This window comes from Streptosporangium sp. NPDC049078 (assembly GCF_040648855.1).
Classification (GTDB): domain Bacteria; phylum Actinomycetota; class Actinomycetes; order Streptosporangiales; family Streptosporangiaceae; genus Streptosporangium.
The window spans coordinates 36430-54161 of record NZ_JBEZEL010000016.1 but is presented as its reverse complement, the minus strand read 5'-3'; the positions used below and the strand labels follow the sequence as shown (position 1 = coordinate 54161).

Below are 17732 nucleotides of genomic sequence, written 5' to 3'. Positions count from 1 at the left end.
CCGTCGCCGTCAGCTCCAGGGCAGTGCGCCGCGCCGTGCCCAGTAGCCTTCGGGGTCTTCCTCCAGGCCGGCGAGCCGCTCGTCCAGCTCCGTGTCCCACTCGATCTCGGCCGCGCCGAGGTTGTCGCGCAACTGCCCGGCCGAGACCGCGCCGCTCAGCACCACGCCCGCCCACGGCCTGGCGAGTACGGCTGCCAGCGCGAGCGCGTCCGGCGTGGTGTCCCGCTCACGCGCGACGGCCGCGAGCGCGGCGGGTGCCGCGCGAGCGGTCAGCCGGCCGTTCGCCACGCCCTCCTTGACGATCACCCCCATTCCCGCCTCGTGCGCCCGCCCGAGCGCCTCGCCGGCCGAGCGTTCCAGCAGGTTCCACGTCGACTGCACCGTGTCGAACAGCCCGGCCCCGATCGCCCGCTCGATCGTGTCCGCCTGGCGCGGCCCGCTCGTCGACAGCCCGACCGCGACCCCTTCCGCCCGCAGTGTGCGCAAACCGTCGAGCACGCCCTCGTCGTCGAGCACCCCGCTCTCGATCGTGGCCGAGTGGATCTGGTAGAGCGACAGGTGCTCACCGAGCAGCGCGCGCGTCTGGTCCAGCTGGGCGCGGAGCCGGTCGGCGGTGAGTTCCTTCACCTCGTGCCGCTCGGCGTCCAGCCGCCAGTCGCCGACGTAGGCGTATCCCCACTTCGAGCCGACCACGACCTCTCCCGGGGCGATCCCGCGCTCGCGCAGCCACCCGGCGAGGAACTCCTCGGCCCGCCCGTACGAGCGCGCCGTGTCGAGGTAGCGCACGCCCGCCGCCCACGCGGCGTCGAGCACGGCCCAGGTGCGTGACCGCATCGTGGCGACGTCCCGCCCTTCGCCGAGGTCCTCGGCGCGGCCGAGCGTGATGTAGGCGGGGCGGCCGAGGGCCGCCAGGCCCAGGCCGAGCGGCGTCACGGACAGGGAGGTCTGGCCCAGAGGGCGTCGGACCAGCGCGTTCATTGCACCCAATATAGCGACCACGGCGCTCGGGGGCTTTCGGAGCGTTCGGGCACGGGGAGTCCACGATCTCCGGCACGCCGCCCCGAACCGCGGCGCGCCGGGTCATCGGCCGCCGTCTCCATCGCACCGGCGGCGGTTGTCATCGCCGAGGCCGCCCAGCCGTTCGACGACCGCTGCCTGTCCTGGCAGCTCGACGCGCGGACGGTGTCGATCTGGTCGGTGGCCGGGAGGCTGAAGAACCTTCGGTTCACCGCGTCCGCCCAACAGCTCAAGACCCTGTCGGCCCACCGCAGGGGCGAGTCCGATCTCACCTACCGCGACGGCATGTGGTTCCTGATCGCGACCTGCGAGGTGCCCGCCCCCCACGTCAAGGACCCGGCCGCCTTCCTGGGGGTGGATCTGGGCATCGTCAACCTCGCCACCACCAGCGACGGCACCCGTCACTGCGGCAAAGCGCTGAACGCGGTCAGGCACCGCCGGCGCGAGCTACGCCGCCGCCTGCAGTCCAAACGCACCAAATCCGCCAAGCGGCTGCTCAAACGGCGCCGCCGCAAAGAAGCGCGGTTCGCCGCCAACACCAACCATGTCATCGCCAAGCAGATCGTGACCGAGGCAGAACGCACCGGCTCCGGCATCGCCCTGGAAGACCTCCAGGGCATCCGGGACCGGGTACGGCTTCGCAAGCCCCAGCGGGTCACGCTGCATTCCTGGAGCTTCCACCAGCTGGGGAGCTTCATCGGCTACAAGGCGGCCCGGGCCGGGGTCGCCGTCATCCACGTCGATCCGGCTTTCACCTCCCAGCAGTGCTCCTCATGTGGGCAGGTGGACCGCAGGAACCGGCTCGATCAAGCCTCTTTCTCGTGTACGTCGTGCGGCTTCGCTGAGCACGCGGACGTCAACGCAGCCCGCAACATCGCCGCACGCGGTGAGACGGGCTGGGCAGTGAGTCACGCTGCCTGACGCGGACCGGACCGTCGAAGCCATCGACGGCGAGGAGTTGCAAGCTCGGTCGTTTACGGCCGAGAAGCTGACCGTCTTCAGGCTGCCGATGGGCGGCTACTCGCCCGCCAACCCGCCCAACACCCCGGCGGTCCAGGCGCTCTTCGACGACGACTCGCCCGAGCGCGACGCCCACGGCGTCCTCGCCTCCGCCGGGGAGCGTCACGTGTGGGCCGGTGACCGTGACGCCAACGTCGCGGAGGTCTTCGACGGGGCGAGCGGCGCCCACGTCGGCACCGTCGACCTCGTCTCGCCGTTCAGCGCGGATCCGACGGTCGACCTCTTCGCCGTCTCCCCGGACCACAAGTGGGCCTTCGCCTCGACGCGGGGGCCGAACCCGCTCTCCGGGGACCCGCACTCCTCCCACGGGAGCGACCCGGGGATGCTCATCCTCAAACTGACCGGCAACGGTAAGAAGGGCACGGTCGAGGGCCTGATCCGGATCTCCAACGTGGACGCGGGCGGTGTCCAGCGGGCCGACGCCCACGGCATCCGCGTGCGGCGTACGGACTGACCGGACCCGAGCGGCTCCTCGGCACGGTGTCGCCGGACGGCCCGGGAGGACGCTCCCGGGGCGGGGCGTACGCCATCGTGCTCGCGAGCTGTCACGCGCGGGAGGGGCCGAGCCGGGGTGGTGGTGGACGTACGCCATCATGCGCGCGAACTCTCACGCGCGGGAGCTGTTCCTCGCCCTGTTTTCCCTTTCCCCGGAATTTCCTCGGAACCGCTCTCCCTCAGGACCGTTCCGCGCGCCCCGGCTTGTTCTCCGATGACGGCGGTGCGACGCACTCGTGGCCGGCGCCTCCCCGGTCGATGATGTCCTCGTACACCCCGACCTTGTGGTTGATCAGGTCCAGGCAGCGGGAGAGCTGGTCGATCTGGGCTGTCACCCGCTCCCGGTGCAGGCACAGGAGGGCGAGCCGCTCCTCCTCGTTTCCGTCTCCCCGCCTCACCATCTCCGTGTACTGGCGGATCGCGGGCAGGGGCATGCCGGAGGCACGGAGAATGACGCAGAGGGTGAGCCACTCCACGTCGTCCTCGCCGTAGACGCGGCGCCCGCCGGGGTCACGCCGGACGGGATTGGCCAGGATGCCCTCGCGCTCGTAGAAACGCAGCGCGTGAACGCTCAACCCCGTGCGCTCGGCGACCTGCCCGATGCTCAGCCCCGTTGTGCCCATGCCGACCAGAATACGGACTTGACCTAGAGTCGACTCTAGATCCTACGATGCGGGGCGTCGCGACACCACGTCCGGAACGACCATCAAGGGAGCACGACCCATGCGTTATCGCGTCCTCGGCGGCACCGGTATCGAGGTGAGCGTCCACTGCCTCGGAGCCATGATGTTCGGCGCCGTCGGCAACCCCGACCACGACGACTGTGTCCGCATCATCCACGCCGCCCTCGACCAGGGCGTCAACTTCGTCGACACCGCGGACATGTACTCCGCCGGAGAGTCCGAGGAGATCGTGGGAAAGGCGCTCAAGGGGCGCCGTGACGACGTCGTGCTCGCCACCAAGGTGCACTTCCGGATGGGGGAGGGCCCCAACCGGAGCGGCAACTCGCGGCGCTGGATCATCAAGGAGGTCGAGGAGAGCCTCCGGCGGCTGGGAACCGACTGGATCGACCTCTACCAGGTCCACCGCCCCGACCACTCGACCGACATCGAGGAGACGCTCTCCGCGCTGAGCGACCTCGTGCACCAGGGGAAGATCCGCGCCTTCGGCTGCTCGACCTTCCCGGCCGAGGAGATCGTCGAGGCGCACAACGTCGCCGAGCGCCGCGGGCTGCAGCGCTTCAGGACTGAGCAGCCGCCCTACTCGCTGATCGCCCGGGGAGTCGAGGCCGCCGTCCTGCCGGTCTGCCTGCGTTACGGGATGGGGGTGCTGACCTGGAGCCCGCTCGCCTCGGGGTTCCTCACCGGCAAGTACCGGAAGGGGCAGCCCGTCGACCTCTCCACCGGCCGCGCCTCGCTCACGCCCGCCCGTTTCGACCCCTCGATCCCCGAGAACGCCGCCAAGCTCGACGTCGTCGAGAAGCTCGTCGAGCTCGCGACGGACATCGGCTGCTCGCTCCCCGAGCTCGCCGTGGCCTTCGCCGCGGCGCATCCCGCCGTCACCTCGGTGATCACCGGGCCGCGGACCATGGACCAGCTGGAGGGGCTGCTGAAGGGCGCCTCGCTCACCCTCGACGACGCGACCCTCGACCGGATCGACGAGATCGTGCCGCCGGGGACGAACCTGTACCAGCCCGACGGAGCCTGGCGCCCGCCCTCGCTGACCGACACCGCGCGGCGGCGGCGCCCGCTCACGGAACGCGCCGCGGGTTAGCAAGGGGAGCCCCGGGGAGTTCAGAGCCGGGTGAGGCGTACGGCGTCGGCGACGATCAGTCCCGTGCCGGAGGTCCACCGGCTGACGCCGACGGTGTTGTACGTCCCGGCCTTCAGGGCGAACGTCCCGATGCTCCGCCAGGCGCCGCCCCCGGCGCGCTGGTCGACGTAGACCGTCTTGCTGCCGGAGGAGGTGGCGACGATGTACGGGGCGGATACGTTGTGGCCGGGGGTGGCCGGATACCAGACCTCGACCTGGTAGGTGGCCGCGGCGGGGACGGTGAACCGGTACCAGGCGACGTCACTGGAGGTCACCGGCGTGGTCTGGCGGTGGTCGGGGCCGTGGCGCCCGGCCGCCTGGGTGGAGGTGGTCCAGTTCGCGCTCGCGGTGAACGCGCCGGCGGTGGAGTTGTCGACGGTCGCCGACCAGGGCGCGGTGTCCCCGGTGACGTAGCGCATGTACTTGGCCCAGTCCCAGTGGGAGCCGGGGTCGGTGTGCGTGGCGCCGGGAACCTGCTTGTGCCCGATGATGTGCGAGCGGTCCTTGGGAATGCCGTACTTGTCGCAGAGGGCGCGGGTCAGGGCCGCCGAGGCGCGGTACATCGCGTCGGTGAACCAGGAGGCGTTGTTGACGAACCCCTCGTGCTCGATCCCGATCGACCTGGCGTTGTACGAGCTGTTCCCCGCGTGCCAGGCGACGTCCTTGTCGCGGACCATCTGGGTGACGTCACCGTCGGAGGAACGGACGACGTAGTGCGCGGAGACCTTCGCGGCGGGGTTCTGGAACCAGGAGATCGTGCCCGCGTACGCCCCCTGGGTGACGTGGATGACGACTCGATCGATCTTTGAGCTTTTCGGCCTGTTCGCGACGGCCCGGTTGCCGGCGTGGGCGGCCACCCAGCTCGCGGCGGAGTAGTCGGGGCTCGGGGCCTTGGCGGCGAGTTCCCGCACGCCCTCGTAGGCGCCGCGATCCACCTGCAGTTCCACGGCCGCGACCGTGACGACCTCGCCGCCCGCGACGCCTGCCACAAGGCCCTTGCCGAGGAGGTCGTAGACGGTGTCGGCGTACAGCCTGGCCGTCTCCGAACCGGAGGCGTTGCCGTACCTGGCCACGGCCGGGTACCACAGTCCGGCGTCCTTCCTGGCGCCTGCGTCGAGGCCGAGCGCGTCGGCGTAGGAGCGCAGCACCGCGGCGCCGCCGAGGATGTTGGCCGCGTCGTCCCTCTTCAGGGTCGCCGCCGGTGTGCCGGTCAGCTCGGCCGCGCGTTCCAGGACTCGTACGGCGGGGGTGCTGAGAAGGTGCATCACCCCGTACCCGCCGCTCGCGCTCGGCTCGCCGCCGTGCCCGTCGAGGTGCGTCTCCGCGTACGCGAGGGCGACGAGCAGGTCGCGCGGCACGTCGTAGCCGGCGGAGGCTCGGGCGAAGGCGTCCGCCAGGGGGCCCGCGGACCGGGCGCTCGCCGCCTGGGCGGGCGCGAGGAGCAGGAAGGCGAGAACGGCGGACAGGATCGCGGCTGACCGGCGGTGCGGGCGCGGCCGGGCGTTCTGCACGGAGTCTCCTCAGGAATCGGGGGTCCGGGTCCCCTTCGGACACCGGCTGATTCGGCACCGTAAAGCAGAAACGCGACAAGTGTAAATAATTAACACTTCTTTGTTTGTTTCAGACAAATCTCTTCTTTCATCTGATAGGTCGATATATGTGCAGGTGAAGAAGGGGGTCAGTGGATTGCCGGCCGGTTCGCCTCGTCCTTGGTGATGGCGTACGAGGCCGCGCAGAAGGTGCACTGCATCCCGTATCTCGTCCGTACCGGAAACAGCGGGACGAAGAACAGGCTGAACTTGGTGACCCGACGCGACAGCACCTGTGCCGCCGTGTTGCCGCAGTTGCGACAGGTCAGGGTTACCACCCCGAGCCGATGGGCCACCGTACGCAGACCGAAGATGAGCATCATCCAGACATACCCGGTACGAGCGTGCTACGCCTCGCCCCGTGTCACCCGACGAAGTCCGCCGGGCCTGAGCGCCCGGCAGACTCCCCGTCCCGCCTCCTCACCCCTTGTCCGCGCCCTCGTTGGCGCCCCGGATGAAGTAACGCTGGAAGATCACGAAGATGATCGCGACCGGGATGGTGGCGAGCACCGCCGCGCCGAGTTTGAGCGGATACTGACTGCCTTTGCCGAGGGAGCCGCTGACCAGGTCGGCGAGGCCCCGCGGCAGGGTGAACAGGCTGGGATCCTGGACGGCCACCAGGGTGTGCGGGAACTCGTTCCAGCTGCTCTGGAAGGAGATGATCGTCAGGGTGATCACGGCGGGCCGCCCCATCGGCAGCACCACCGACCAGAAGGTACGGAAACGGCCCGCGCCGTCGATCCGCGCCGCCTCCTCCACGCTCACCGGGATCGACTCGAAGAACTGCTTCATGATGAAGACCCCGGCCGCGTCCGCGATGATCGGCAGGATCAGCGCGGTGTAGCTGTCGTAGATGCCGAGCTGGTTCAGCACCAGGAACTTCGGGATGAACAGCACCACCCCGGGGACCGCCATGATCGCGACGATGGAGGTGAAGAGCGCCTTGCGTCCCCGGAAGCGCAGCCGGGCGAGCGCGTATCCGGCGAGGGAGTCGAAGAACACCCGGCCGACGGTGATGACGGCGGTCACCAGCAGCGAGTTGCCCAGCCACAGCGGCATGCCGGTGTCGACGAACACCCGCTCGAAGCCGGCCAGCGTCGCCGGGTCGGGGATCGGCGAGAGCGGGTTCGCCGCGGCGTCGGGCTCGGTCTTGAACGAGCTGGCGACCTGGATGACGAACGGGTAGAGGAAGACCAGCGAGAAGAAGACCAGGACGGCGTACCCGCTGAAGGTGGAGAACAGCGAGCGGAGGCCGCCCGGCCTCGGCGGATCCTCGGCGCGGGTGGGACGAGTCGTGACCGCGAACATCATGCCCTCCTTCGGTGCGGCGCGCGGCGTTTCGCGACCCCGCCGCTCCCGGCGTCCCTGTCGCGCATGACCCACCGCTGGAACGCCGCCAGCACCACGATGAGCACGAACAGGACGAACGAGATGGCGGCGCCGGAGCCGTAGTCGAGCTCCTTGAAAGCCGTCTGGTACGACAGGAAGGCCGGGGTCAGGGTGGTCTTCGCGGGTTGGCCCTGGCTCATCACGTACACCTGGTCGAAGACCTGCCAGGTGGCGATCAGTCCGAGGGTGAGAACGAGGAACAGGGTCGGCTTGAGCATCGGCAGCGTCACGTGGCGCAGGCGCTGACGGGAGGTGGCGCCGTCCAGCTTGCTCGCCTCCTCCAGGGTCACCGGGATGTCCTGGAGCGCGGCGAGGAACATCAGCATGAACGTGCCCGAGGTGGTCCAGACGACCAGGATGATGATCGTGCACATGGCCACGCTGGGACCGGACAGCCAGTCCCACCATGAGAGCCCGAACGGGCCACCGCCGGTGAGCGCCTCGGGAGGTGCCTCCGGATCGACGAGGCCGACGGAGCCCAGCAGCAGATGCAGCACGCCCCGCGCGTCGGAGAACCACGGGGGCCCGCTCACGCCGACGAACGCGAGCAGCCTGTTGACCGCTCCGGAGTTGCTGAAGATGAACAGGAACAGGACGCTGATCGCCACCGAGCTGGTCACCGAGGGAAAGAAGAAGGCGGTGCGGAAGAAGGTCTTTCCCCTCAGCATCCGGCGGTTGACGATCAATGCCAGGCCGAGCGCGAGGATCGTCTGGGCGGGCACCACGATCAGCACGTAGTAGAAGTTGTTGCGAAGGCTCGTCATGAAGTTCAGGCGGGTCAGGTTGTCCTGTGCGAACAGCTCGGTGTAGTTGTCCACGCCGACGAACGGCACCTGCGCCCGGAACGGGCTGCCCTGCCCGTTCCAGTCGGTGAGGCTCACCCACAGCGCCATCAGGATCGGCAGCAGCATGAAAAGGGTGAGGATCACCACCACCGGCGCCACGAAGAGCCAGCCCGCGATGTTCTCCCTGGTCCTGTCACCAAGGCGGCGCGCGGGTCGCCGTGATGCGGTCGTTGTCTCGGCCACGTAAGTCTCCCTCATGCCCGGTGCGCGGCCCCGGCCCTGTCCCGGGCCGGGGCCGCGCACCGATCTGACTCAGTCGCCGAGCGCGGCCTGGGTGTTCTTCTGCAGGTTCGCCAGGATCTTCTTGGGGTCACCCGCGGGCAGCTGCTGGATCGCGGTGTCGAAGTCGGCGAGCACGCTGTCCATCTTGGGGGCGTTGACCGGACCCTGGGCGTACTCGGCGCCGTCGACGAACGGCGCGTCGTCGGGGAAGGCCTGGGTGAAGGCGTCCTTGGCCGACTGGCGCGAGGGCATCACGCCGAACGCCTTGGCGAAGGTCATCTGCTGGTCGGCCTTGGTCATCGCCTCGACGAAGGCGATCGCCTGCTCCTTGTATCTGCTCTTGGCGGCGATGCCCCAGCAGGTGGTGAAGGACAGGGTGCCCTTGCCCTTGGGGCCGGCCGGCAACTCGTGGGCGCTGTACTTGACGTCGGGGTAGTCGGCCTTCATCGCGCCCTTGATCCAGTTGCCCTCGATGGTCATCACGGCCTTGGCCTTGCCGAAGGCCTCGCCGCCCCAGCCGGCGTCAACCTGCTTGGGGAACTGGGCGAGCTTGTCCTTCAGCAGGCCCCGTACGTAGTTCAGGGCCTCGACGTTCTCGGGGGTGTCGGCGGTCGCCTTCTTGCCGTCGGGGCTCACGATCCAGCCGCCGGCCTCCACCATGAACGCGCCGAGCCGGTCGCGGGTGTCGCCGATGACGAGCGGTGTGACGTCCGGAACCTTCTCCTTGAGCTTCCTGGAGACCGAGGTGAGCTGCTCCCAGGTGGTCGGCACGTCGGCGTCGGTGAGCCCGGCCTTCTTCCACAGGTCGTCGTTGACGATCAGCGCCAGCGTGGAGAAGTCCTTGGGCACGCAGTAGAAGGTGCCGTCGTAGGTGAACGTCTCGCGCAGGCTCGGGTAGAAGTCGGCCGCCTCGGAGATCTTGTCCGCGTACGGCTCCAGGGCTCCGACGCTCGCGTAGTCGGCGAAGCGCGCGGCGTCGACGTAGAACACGTCCGGCGGGTTGCTCCCGGCGAAGGCCTGACCGAGCTGCTGGGTCAGGTCCTGGGCGGGGGTGATCGTCGCGGTGTTGCCCGAGGAGGCCGACCACGCCTGGGCGGCCTCGCGCAACGCGTTCGTCTCCGCGTCGCCGGAGGAGCCGAAGAGCACCTGCAGGTTGGCGGGCCCGCTGCTCTGCGGGGCGCTGCTCTGCCCGGCGGAGTCGTCGAAACCACTGCCGCAGGCGGCCGTGGTGGCGAGGGCGCCCGCGGCGAGCGCGGCGAGCGCCGCGCTCCGGAGGCCGTGTCGCTTGGTCGGCTGTTTCATCGTGCTTTTCCAATCTTTCTGGGGGGGTGATCCGGAAAGGAGTCAGGTGTTCATCCGGCCGGGTGGTCATGCGGCCACGAGGACTGCCGCAGGACGAGGGACGGCTGGAGCAGGAGGTGCGCGCCGGCCTCGGGGGTGTGGGAGGCCGCGGAGATCACGGAGGCCGCAGAGGTGCCGGGGTCGCCGGGGGAGGGCGGGTCGAACAGCCGGGTGAGCAGGCCCACGCAGCCGGCCGCGGCCTCGGCGAGCGGCTGGCTCACGCTGCTCAGCCCCACCGCCCTCGCCACCGGCGTGTCGTCGAAACCGATCACGCTGACCGGGAGGCCCTCCTCGTCGCCGGCCCGTCCCGCGACCGTGAGACGCCCCTCGGCCGTCAGGCGTCCCGAGGCGATCAGCTGTCCCGAGGCGGTCAGGGAGCGGACGGCGTGCAGCGCGCCCAGGGCGAGCGAGTCGCTGGCGCAGACCAGCGCGGTGATCGGCCGCTCGGCACGCAGCAGTTCACGGGCCGCCTTCTCGCCGTCGGCCACCCCGTCGTCCGTGGCCTGGTCCAGGCCGGCCGGGTCGATCCCGGCGGCGGCGAGGGTCCTCGCCCAGCCGGACCTGCGGTCGTCGCCCACACCGGAGCCTCGCGGCCAGCCGAGGAAGCCGATCCGCCGGTGACCGGCGTCGAGCAGGTGGCGGGTGGCCGCCGCGGTGCCGGCCGCGCCGTCCACGTCCACCCAGGGGTACCCCGGATCCGCGGTCGTCCCGCCGGAAGCGGCGTCGCCGTCCGCCGCGTCTCCCGCGTCTCCCGCGTCTCCCCAGGGCCGTCCGAACGTGACGAACGGCAGCCGCCGCTCGCGCAGCCACGCGGGGCGGCCGTCGCCGTGGTAGGTGCTGGTGAGCACGAAGGCGTCCGGCTCGTGGCTTCCGACCAGCTCGTCGAAGGTGTCGATCTCCGCACGCTCGTCGCCCGCCGCGTACAGCAGGATCCGGTATCCGGCACGGGCCGCCGAGGCGGTCAGCCCGTGCAGAAAGCGGTCCAGGACCGAGCCGTTGATCCCGTCCCGGTCGGGTTCGATACGCGTCGCGATCAGCCGTGATCGGCCGGTTCGCATCTGCCGGGCGGCCTGGCTGGCCCGGTAGCCGAGCGTCTCGATCGCCTCCCGCACCCGGTCGCGGGTCTCCTCGCGGACGAGTTCGGGGCTGTTGAGCACGTTCGACACCGTCTGGCGCGACACCCCTGCACGGCGCGCGACGTCGGTGATCGTCACTTTTGCAGCCATTTGCACCCTTCTAGGGGTTTGAACGTTCAAAGGGGTATGAGGCATGATTGGATCGTTCAAGTAAACGGAGCGTAATGGTTGGATCGTTCAAGTAAAGAGAGTGTTTCGCAATGTGTACCCCCCGGCCGTCTTCTGTCAAGACGTCACCGGCTCGACACGATCTCAGGGAGTCAGTCGTGCTCGACGACGCCTCATCCCCCAGCCCACAGGCGGTCGCGGTGGGCGGCTCCGCCGACGCCTACCGCCTCCAGCCCCTGCTGCACGATCTCGTCAGCACCGTGCTGGCGCCGACCGTCGCGCTGAGCGGGGGCGACGGGCAGATCCGCCCGGCCGGTGTCCAGGGCGTGTTCCACGCGGACTCCCGCGCTCTGTCGCGGGCCGTCCTGACGATCGACGGCCGAGAGCCCGAGGCCGTGGGCCACGCCCAGAGAGGGCCTGGCGCCACCGGGTTCGTCACGCTGGCCCGATGGCTGGGCGACCCCGTCCCCGATCCCACTGTACGGATCGAGCGGTTCCGGCAGGTCACACCGGGTGGCATGGAAGAACGCGTCGAGATAGTCTCCAGCGCGACCGTTCCCGTCGCCGCTGTCGTGAGCCTGGAGCTGGGCTGCGACTTCGCCCCCATCGAGGTGGTCAAGTCCGGTGGCGACACCGCGGAGGCGGCGGCCGAGCGCACCGCGCCCGATCAGATCTCCTGGAACTCCGGCGGCGTCCGCGTCGTGGCGACCGGTACGGGCGCGCGGGCCGGGTCCACCGGGTCCACCGGGTCCGCGCGCACGGCTTTCCTGCGCTGGCCGGTCGAGCTGGCGCCCCGCGCCAGGGTCACCCTGTCGTGGCGGGTCGAGGTGCGCGACCCCCAGGCCGTGGTGACCGCGCCCGATCGCCCCGCCGAGTGGGCGGGCGAGGGAACTCCCCGCGTCGTCGCCGCCGACCATCGGCTGAGCAGGCTCTTCGAGCAGTCCATGGACGACCTGCGCTCGCTGCGACTGGCCGAGACCGCGGCCCCCGGTGACGTCTTCCTCGGCGCCGGAGTGCCCTGGTTCCTCACCCTCTTCGGCCGCGACAGCATCTGGGCCGCCCGCATGCTGCTGCCGCTCGGCACGGAACTGGCGATGGGCACCCTGCGGGTGCTGGCCCGCAGGCAGGGAACCAGGCTGGATCCGGGCTCCGGCGAGGCCCCCGGGAAGATCATGCACGAGCTGCGCCGGCACGACTTCACGGTCGAGGGCAACGACCTGCACCTGCCCGCCGCCTACTACGGCACGATCGACGCCACCCCGCTGTGGATCGCCCTGTTGCACGACGCCTGGCGCTGGGGCGCCCCCGCCACGGAGGTCGCCGCGCTGCTGCCCCACCTGGAGGCCGCCCTCGGCTGGCTCGGCCACCACGCCGACCCCGACGGGGACGGTTTCATCGAGTACATCGACACCAGCGGCCGGGGCCTGGCGAACCAGGGCTGGAAGGACTCCGGCGACGCGCTGCGCTTCCACGACGGCCGCCAGGCCCAGCCGCCGATCGCCCTGGTCGAGGTGCAGGGCTACGCCCACCAGGCGGCCAGGCAGGGAGCCGACCTGCTGGAGGCGTTCGGCCGCCCCGGCGCGGCCCGCTGGCGCGAGCACGCCGCGGCGCTGGCCGAGCGCTTTCGAGCCAGGTTCTGGGTGGAGGGACCGCAGGGCAGGTTCCCCGCCCTCGCCCTGGACCGGGACAAGCGCCCCGTCGACGCGCTCACCAGCAACATCGGGCACCTGCTCGGCACCGGCCTGCTCACCGGGGCGGAGGAGGCGGAGATCGCCGACCTCCTCGTCTCCCCGCAGATGGCCGGTGGCTTCGGCCTGAGGACGATGTCGGCGGACGCGGGCGGCTTCAGCCCGCTGTCCTACCACTGCGGGTCGATCTGGGCGCACGACACGGCGATCGTGGTCGCCGGACTGGCCCGCGCCGGGTTCGCCACGCACGCGGCGACCCTCGCCGAAGGGCTGCTCACCGCGGGCGAGACGTTCGGCTACCGGCTGCCCGAGCTGTTCGGCGGCGATGACCGGTCGGCATTGGGGCGTCCGGTTCCCTACCCGGCGGCCTGCCGCCCGCAGGCGTGGTCCGCCGCCGCCGCGGTGACCGTCGTGCACGCGGCACTCGGCCTCTATCCCGACGTGCCCGAGGGGCGGATGCTGCTGCGCCCGCTCGCCGGTGCCCCCCTGGGTGCGGTCTTCGCGGGAGGTCTGCGGGTCGCCGGAGCGGAGGTGAGCGCGGCCGTCGACCGGGAGGGCGAGGTCGTCGTGACGGGTCTGCCCGAGGGGATCCTCACCGAGCGCGCCTCGACCTGAGCCGGGCGTGCCTGGACCTGAGCCGGGCGTGCCTGGACCTGAGCCGGGCGTGCCTGGACCTGAGCCGGGCGTGTCACCGTACCGCGCAGGCGGGTGGGGGCACGCGGATGGGCGGGACGTGCGGCGGGAGGCTTCCCGGAGAGGGCGTTCGCCGACCGCCGCAGCACGGTCCGTCGGCCGCCGGACGGGACGCTCAGCCCAGGTGGCGGCCGAACCAGTCCAGGACACGCCGATAGGCCTCGGCGGCGGCGCCGGCGTCGTAGCGCGGGCCGGTGTCGTTGAAGAAGGCGTGGCCGACGCCGGGAAACGTGACGATCTCGTGCTCCAGGCACGCCCTCTCCAGGGCGGTTCCTGCCTCCTCGCGGGTGGCGTTGACCCGGTCGTCCCGCTCGGCGTAGATCGCGAGGACGGCGGCCCTCGCCCCCGAGAGGTCGGCGTCGCCGGGAAACGGGCCGTAGAACGGGACGGCCGCCGACAGGCGCGGTTCGTCCGAGGAGAGCAGCAGCCAGGTCATGGCGCCGCCGAGGCAGAAGCCGATGACGCCGAGCCTCTTGCCGGGGGCGCCCCGCTCCAGCTCGCCCAGGGCGGCCTTCATGTCCGCGGCGAGGCGCTCGGGGGAGAGGGCGCCCAGCGCCGCGGTGGCCTGAGCCGGGTCCTCGAAGGAGGCGGTCCCGCCCTCGCGGGAGAGCAGGTCGATGGCGAGCGCGCAGTAGCCGTCGGCCGCCAGGCGCCCGGCGACCGACCGGATGTGGTCGGTGAGCCCGCGGTTCTCGTGGATCACCAGCACCGCGCCTCGCGGGTCCGCGGGCGCCGCCCAGGCGCCCCTGAGGGTGACGCCGCTCTCGGTGCCGGGGAAGATGATCTCCTCGGTCGGCAGGGGCGAGGAGATCGGGGGCGGTTCGCCGCCCGGTGGCACGGTGGACGCCGTCGCCGTGTCGGATCCCGTGGCGGACGGCGCGGTCGCGTTCCCTCCGCCGCTTTCCCAGGTCGAGAGCAGGGCGACGGCGGCGGGTGCCTCCAGCCCGAGGAGGGTGAGGCGGTGCAGCGCCTCGTGCCGAGGGACGAGCCCCGCCGCGTGGTCGACCGCGACCTCCTCCGCGAGGTACCGGTGAAAAGACGTCACCAGCACACGGTAGGACCGGCGGATGAAAGCCACGGCAAAGCCGGACCACGTGCCGCCACCCGAAAACCGGGGAGCGCGCGGCCTCCGACGAGGGTCTCCCGAATGCCTCCTCCGCGGTGACCCACGCGGATTCCACGTGCCCGTGAGGACGCCGCCGGCCTCGCCCGCGAGACCTTGTCCACTACTGGACACGCTCCCTCGGACTTTTGCGTATTTCTCCATGGTCGGCCGGTTCCGATCCGTAGATCATGTGAGGACCGGCCGTGCGCGACCTCGCGTCGTCGTACGCACGCGGCGGCACGTGCGGAGATGCACGAGCACAGATGGTTACAGACGGTTATAGAGGGTTGCGGAGGGTTGGAGGGGCGATGGGCGAGGGTGGAGCGCCGGTCCCGCTCGGTAACCGGCCGGTCTTCGACACCGCGGACCTCGACGAGGCCCGCGAACTGGTGGCCGGAGTGTTCTGCCCCCACCGGCTGGAGCTCACCGGTGGCACCTCCCGGCTGGCCGCGCGACTCAACTCGGTCCAGCTGGGCACCGTGCGGGTGAACTACCTGGACTACGGGGCGGACGTCCGCATCGAGCCCGGGGAGCTCGAATCCTTCTTCCTGGTGCAGATCCCGCTGGCCGGGCGCAGCCTGATCCGGTGCGGCGGCCAGGAGATCGTGTCGACGCCGGACCTGGCCTCGCTGCCGTCGCCGTCGGAACACCTCGACATGCGCTGGGCGGCCGGCTGCCCCCAGCTGATCGTCAAATTCGACCGGCCGGTCGTCGAGGACGCCATGGAGCGGATGCTCGGGGAGCGGCTCGACCGGCCGATCGTCTTCGACCTGGGCATGGACATGACCGCCGGCTGGGCGAGGGCCTGGAAGGCGATGGCCGACCTGATCGTCAGGGAGGCCGAGTACGGCGACGGGCTCGCCGCGCAGCCGCTCGCGATCGCCCACCTGGAGAACGCCATGCTCTCCTCCCTGCTCACCGGGCAACCGTCCAACTACCTGGAGCGGCTGAACGCCCCCCGGCCTCCCGCCCTGCCCAAGGTGGTGCGCCGGGCGATGCGGTACATCGACGACCACGCCCACCTGCCGCTCACGACGGACGAGGTCGCGAGCGCCGTGGCGGTCAGCGGACGCTCGCTCCAGGAGGGCTTCCGCCGCCATCTCGGCCTGACCCCGATGACCTACCTCAGGGATGTGCGCCTGGGCAGGGTGCACGACGAACTGGCGGCCGGCGATCCGGCCAGGTGCACCGTGACGAAGGTGGCGGCCCACTGGGGCTTCCCGCACCAGGGGCGCTTCGCCGCCCTCTACCGCGCGCGCTACGGCCGGACGCCGTCCCAGACGCTACGCGGCGACTGACGGCGCTCGGCCCGGCGGTCGGACGGCCGTGACGTCGAGGTGAGGACGAATCGGGGAGGGGCGGGGGAGGATCCCGCGCCAGACGGATGGAACCCGCGCTGAGCGGATGGCATGGGCGGTGGCGGCCGTCGTACCTTTTCACCAGGCGCCGCTCGATCGTTCCCCGCTTCGGGGAAGCCCTCTCAAGGCTTCCCCGAAGCTCTCGAAACCTCCTCGAAAGGACACCGCACCATGCGCAGAATCCTTGTCGTCGGCGCCGGTCAGGCGGGACTCCACCTCGCCCTCGGCCTGCTGCGGAACGGCTACGACGTCACCGTCGTCTCCAACCGGACCCCCGAGGACATCCGCGACGGCCGGGTCATGTCCAGCCAGGCCATGTTCGGCACCGCCCTCGGCCACGAGCGTGACCTCGGCCTGGACCTGTGGGCGGACGGCTGCCCGCCGATCGACGGGATCCAGTTCGCGGTGGCCGGCCCCGACGGGGACCCGGTGATCCGCTGGGCCGCCCGGCTCGACGCCCCCGCCCGCTCGGTCGACCAGCGGCTGAAGATGCCCGCCTGGATGGCCGAGGTGGAGCGGCTCGGCGGGAAGATCGTCATCCATGACGCCACCGTGGAGGACCTGGAGGGCTACGCCGCCCAGTACGACCTGGTCATGGTCGCCGCGGGCAAGGGGGCGATCGCCTCGCTCTTCGAGCGGGACGCGTCGCGCTCGCCGTACCACGCCCCGCAGCGGGCCCTCGCCCTCACCTACGTCAACGGCCTCACTCCGCGGCCCGACCACTCCGCGGTGTGCTTCAACATGATCCCCGGGGTCGGCGAGTACTTCGTGTTCCCCGCCCTCACCGTCACCGGCCCCTGCGAGATCATGGTGTTCGAGGGCGTCCCCGGCGGGCCGATGGACCGCTGGGCGGAGGTCGCCACCCCGGCCGAGCATCTGGCCATGAGCAGGCGGATCCTGGAGACCTTCCTGCCGTGGGAGGCCGAGCGCGCCGCGGACGTCGAACTCACCGACGCCGGCGGTGTCCTGTCGGGCCGCTTCACGCCGGTCGTGCGCAGGCCGGTGGCGACGCTCCCGTCGGGCGCCCCGGTCCTGGGCGTGGCGGATGTGGTCGTGCTCAACGACCCGATCACCGGGCAGGGGTCCAACAACGCCGCCAAGTGCGCGGCCTCCTACCTGTCCGACATCCTGGAGCGCGGCGAGCTGCCGTACGACGCGGCCTGGATGGAGCGGGTCTTCGAGCGCTACTGGCGAGACGCCCGGCACGCCACCACCTGGACGAACGCGCTGCTCGCGCCCCCGCCGCCGCACGTGCTGGAGCTCCTGGGAGCGGCCGGTGGGCTGCCCGAGGTGGCCTCCCGTTTCGTCAACGGCTTCGACGACCCGTCCGACTACGCGGACTGGTTCCTGGACCCGGCCGGCGCGGCCGAGTACCTGGCGCGGGCCGGGAAGTGAGGCGGCGCCATGAGATCCCTGCGCGACGCCCTCGGGCAGTTCGCCACCGGGGTGGCGGTGGTCACCGCCGTCACCCCACGGGGTGACCGGCTGGGCGTGACCGTCAACTCCTTCACCTCGGTCTCGCTCGACCCGCCGCTCGTCCTGTGGTGCCTGTCCCGGCGGGCCCCCAGCGCGCCGGCCTTCGCCGAGGCGGAGCGGTTCGCGGTCAACGTCCTGGCCGCCGGCCAGGAGCACCTGTCACGGCGGTTCGCCACGCCGCTGCCCGACAAGTTCGCCGGGGTGGAGACCCGTCTCGCGCCGGGCGGGGTGCCGGTCCTCGCCGGGACCGTCGCCCACTTCGCCTGCCGCGCGGTGACCATGTACGACGGAGGTGACCATCTGATCTTCGTCGGGGAGGTCGAGCACTTCCGGAGACAGGAGGGCGAGCCGCTGGTCTTCCACTCGGGGAGCTACCGGGCGCTGTCCGCGCCGGACCGCGAGATGGCGCTCTGCGAACCCTGACGGTGATTAGGGCAG

General features: G+C 71.1%; 16 protein-coding genes. 7 read left to right on the top strand and 9 right to left on the bottom strand.

Features of this window, described 5'->3' with window-relative positions; all coding sequences use genetic code 11:
- Window positions 1–9 precede the first annotated feature (9 nt).
- The gene (locus AB0B90_RS26705; RefSeq protein ID WP_350949068.1) at window positions 10–978 is read right to left on the bottom strand and encodes an aldo/keto reductase; all 969 of its coding nucleotides are present in this window, start codon (window positions 976–978) and stop codon (window positions 10–12) included.
- A 204-nt stretch (window positions 979–1182) separates the two neighbouring features.
- Between AB0B90_RS26705 and AB0B90_RS26700 the strand changes: the two genes are divergently transcribed.
- Both AB0B90_RS26700 and AB0B90_RS26695 read left to right on the top strand, forming a co-directional pair.
- Complete coding sequence (locus AB0B90_RS26700) at window positions 1183–1938, top strand: transposase (RefSeq protein ID WP_362925369.1); 756 nt, start codon at window positions 1183–1185, stop codon at window positions 1936–1938.
- 37 nt (window positions 1939–1975) lie between these two features.
- The gene (locus AB0B90_RS26695) at window positions 1976–2491 is read left to right on the top strand and encodes a hypothetical protein (protein WP_350949066.1); all 516 of its coding nucleotides are present in this window, start codon (window positions 1976–1978) and stop codon (window positions 2489–2491) included.
- 220 nt (window positions 2492–2711) lie between these two features.
- On the opposite strand, the gene AB0B90_RS26690 is transcribed toward AB0B90_RS26695, so the two are convergent.
- A complete protein-coding gene (locus AB0B90_RS26690; protein WP_362925366.1) occupies window positions 2712–3155 on the bottom strand; it encodes a MerR family transcriptional regulator in 444 nt (147 codons plus the stop codon).
- A gap of 100 nt (window positions 3156–3255) precedes the next feature.
- Here AB0B90_RS26690 and AB0B90_RS26685 point away from each other — a divergent pair, with 100 nt between their 5' ends.
- Window positions 3256–4305 (top strand): aldo/keto reductase, encoded by a 1050-nt coding sequence (locus AB0B90_RS26685; RefSeq protein ID WP_362925364.1) that lies wholly within the window; start codon window positions 3256–3258, stop codon window positions 4303–4305.
- A gap of 20 nt (window positions 4306–4325) precedes the next feature.
- On the opposite strand, the gene AB0B90_RS26680 is transcribed toward AB0B90_RS26685, so the two are convergent.
- The 6 genes from AB0B90_RS26680 to AB0B90_RS26655 form a co-directional block, all read right to left on the bottom strand.
- The gene (locus tag AB0B90_RS26680) at window positions 4326–5855 is read right to left on the bottom strand and encodes an N-acetylmuramoyl-L-alanine amidase (RefSeq protein ID WP_362925362.1); all 1530 of its coding nucleotides are present in this window, start codon (window positions 5853–5855) and stop codon (window positions 4326–4328) included.
- A 167-nt stretch (window positions 5856–6022) separates the two neighbouring features.
- Window positions 6023–6253, bottom strand: a complete 231-nt coding sequence (locus AB0B90_RS26675; protein ID WP_362925360.1) for a zinc-ribbon domain-containing protein — start codon at window positions 6251–6253, stop codon at window positions 6023–6025.
- A 100-nt stretch (window positions 6254–6353) separates the two neighbouring features.
- Window positions 6354–7241, bottom strand: a complete 888-nt coding sequence (locus AB0B90_RS26670) for a carbohydrate ABC transporter permease (protein WP_362925358.1) — start codon at window positions 7239–7241, stop codon at window positions 6354–6356.
- A complete protein-coding gene (locus AB0B90_RS26665; protein ID WP_362925356.1) occupies window positions 7241–8350 on the bottom strand; it encodes a sugar ABC transporter permease in 1110 nt (369 codons plus the stop codon). Before AB0B90_RS26665 ends, AB0B90_RS26670 begins: the two co-directional genes overlap by 1 nt.
- Before the next feature lie 69 nt (window positions 8351–8419).
- Window positions 8420–9691 carry an extracellular solute-binding protein gene (locus AB0B90_RS26660; protein ID WP_350949059.1) on the bottom strand — a complete coding sequence of 424 codons (1272 nt, stop codon included), beginning with the start codon at window positions 9689–9691 and terminating at the stop codon, window positions 8420–8422.
- Between the two features lie 50 nt (window positions 9692–9741).
- Window positions 9742–10956 (bottom strand): LacI family DNA-binding transcriptional regulator, encoded by a 1215-nt coding sequence (locus AB0B90_RS26655; RefSeq protein WP_350949058.1) that lies wholly within the window; start codon window positions 10954–10956, stop codon window positions 9742–9744.
- A gap of 176 nt (window positions 10957–11132) precedes the next feature.
- Between AB0B90_RS26655 and AB0B90_RS26650 the strand changes: the two genes are divergently transcribed.
- Window positions 11133–13277, top strand: a complete 2145-nt coding sequence (locus AB0B90_RS26650) for a glycogen debranching N-terminal domain-containing protein (protein ID WP_362925354.1) — start codon at window positions 11133–11135, stop codon at window positions 13275–13277.
- A gap of 193 nt (window positions 13278–13470) precedes the next feature.
- Here AB0B90_RS26650 and AB0B90_RS26645 read toward each other — a convergent pair whose 3' ends face one another.
- Complete coding sequence (locus AB0B90_RS26645) at window positions 13471–14400, bottom strand: dienelactone hydrolase family protein (RefSeq protein WP_362925352.1); 930 nt, start codon at window positions 14398–14400, stop codon at window positions 13471–13473.
- Between the two features lie 368 nt (window positions 14401–14768).
- Between AB0B90_RS26645 and AB0B90_RS26640 the strand changes: the two genes are divergently transcribed.
- The 3 genes from AB0B90_RS26640 (at window position 14769) to AB0B90_RS26630 (ending at window position 17717) form a co-directional block, all read left to right on the top strand.
- The gene (locus tag AB0B90_RS26640) at window positions 14769–15758 is read left to right on the top strand and encodes an AraC family transcriptional regulator (protein WP_350949055.1); all 990 of its coding nucleotides are present in this window, start codon (window positions 14769–14771) and stop codon (window positions 15756–15758) included.
- Between the two features lie 231 nt (window positions 15759–15989).
- Window positions 15990–17213: a styrene monooxygenase/indole monooxygenase family protein gene (locus AB0B90_RS26635; protein ID WP_362925349.1), complete on the top strand. Its 1224-nt coding sequence runs from the start codon at window positions 15990–15992 to the stop codon at window positions 17211–17213.
- Window positions 17214–17222: 9 nt separating this feature from the next.
- Window positions 17223–17717: a flavin reductase family protein gene (locus AB0B90_RS26630; RefSeq protein WP_362925347.1), complete on the top strand. Its 495-nt coding sequence runs from the start codon at window positions 17223–17225 to the stop codon at window positions 17715–17717.
- Window positions 17718–17732 lie beyond the last annotated feature (15 nt).

Bases quoted from the DNA above. Each gene is read 5' to 3' on its own strand.
- AB0B90_RS26705 (WP_350949068.1), bottom strand. From the start codon at position 978: ATGAACGCGCTGGTCCGACGCCCTCTGGGCCAGACCTCCCTGTCCGTG.
- AB0B90_RS26690 (WP_362925366.1), bottom strand. From the start codon at position 3,155: ATGGGCACAACGGGGCTGAGCATCGGGCAGGTCGCCGAGCGCACGGGG.
- AB0B90_RS26685 (WP_362925364.1), top strand. From the start codon at position 3,256: ATGCGTTATCGCGTCCTCGGCGGCACCGGTATCGAGGTGAGCGTCCAC.
- AB0B90_RS26675 (WP_362925360.1), bottom strand. From the start codon at position 6,253: ATGCTCATCTTCGGTCTGCGTACGGTGGCCCATCGGCTCGGGGTGGTA.
- AB0B90_RS26670 (WP_362925358.1), bottom strand. From the start codon at position 7,241: ATGTTCGCGGTCACGACTCGTCCCACCCGCGCCGAGGATCCGCCGAGG.
- AB0B90_RS26660 (WP_350949059.1), bottom strand. From the start codon at position 9,691: ATGAAACAGCCGACCAAGCGACACGGCCTCCGGAGCGCGGCGCTCGCC.
- AB0B90_RS26655 (WP_350949058.1), bottom strand. From the start codon at position 10,956: ATGGCTGCAAAAGTGACGATCACCGACGTCGCGCGCCGTGCAGGGGTG.
- AB0B90_RS26640 (WP_350949055.1), top strand. From the start codon at position 14,769: ATGGGCGAGGGTGGAGCGCCGGTCCCGCTCGGTAACCGGCCGGTCTTC.
- AB0B90_RS26635 (WP_362925349.1), top strand. From the start codon at position 15,990: ATGCGCAGAATCCTTGTCGTCGGCGCCGGTCAGGCGGGACTCCACCTC.
- AB0B90_RS26630 (WP_362925347.1), top strand. From the start codon at position 17,223: ATGAGATCCCTGCGCGACGCCCTCGGGCAGTTCGCCACCGGGGTGGCG.